The sequence below is a fragment of the Salinimicrobium sp. WS361 genome (assembly GCF_050750585.1).
Lineage (GTDB): Bacteria > Bacteroidota > Bacteroidia > Flavobacteriales > Flavobacteriaceae > Salinimicrobium.
On sequence record NZ_JBOJLM010000065.1, the window covers coordinates 1 to 574 of the forward strand.

Consider the following 574-nt stretch of genomic DNA (forward strand, 5'->3'; position numbering starts at 1 on the left):
TACATTATACATTAAAATTGCAGTCTCATAGCTCAGCTGGTTAGAGCGCTACACTGATAATGTAGAGGTCGGCAGTTCGAGTCTGCCTGAGACTACAAATCGCCCAGAGCGCGATAGTTATGAGTTAAAAGTTATGAGTTAAGAGTGAAAGCTATTAACGATTAACCAATAACAATTAACTGAGGCATAAGTTCATTGATTATATACTGAAAGGAAATTTTAGAAGTTGGGTAACCCAGTTTGCAGTAAGCAGTAGGAGTTAGCAGTAATAAAGACTGCATACTGAATACTGATCACTGCCTACTTAAAGAAATGGGGGATTAGCTCAGCTGGCTAGAGCGCCTGCCTTGCACGCAGGAGGTCATCGGTTCGACTCCGATATTCTCCACCACGTAAGATTTGAGACGTGAGATTTGAGATTTAAGACATTTATTTGTCTAATATCTCACCTCTAAGATCTCAGATCTACAGAAAGTTCATTGACATATTGGAAAATAAGAATACGAGAAACATAAAAATTTCTATAGTTGTAAGATTATAGATAGAGCAAATTATATTTTAAGTTTTGAGGAAG

The 574-nt window shown here is 37.3% G+C and carries 2 tRNA genes; both read left to right on the forward strand.

From position 1 onward, the window contains the following. Window positions 1-21 precede the first annotated feature (21 nt). Window positions 22-95 (forward strand) — tRNA-Ile (locus tag ACQ93I_RS17260). A 219-nt stretch (window positions 96-314) separates the two neighbouring features. After that, a tRNA-Ala gene (locus ACQ93I_RS17265) sits at window positions 315-391 on the forward strand. The last annotated feature ends 183 nt before the right edge of the window (window positions 392-574 follow it).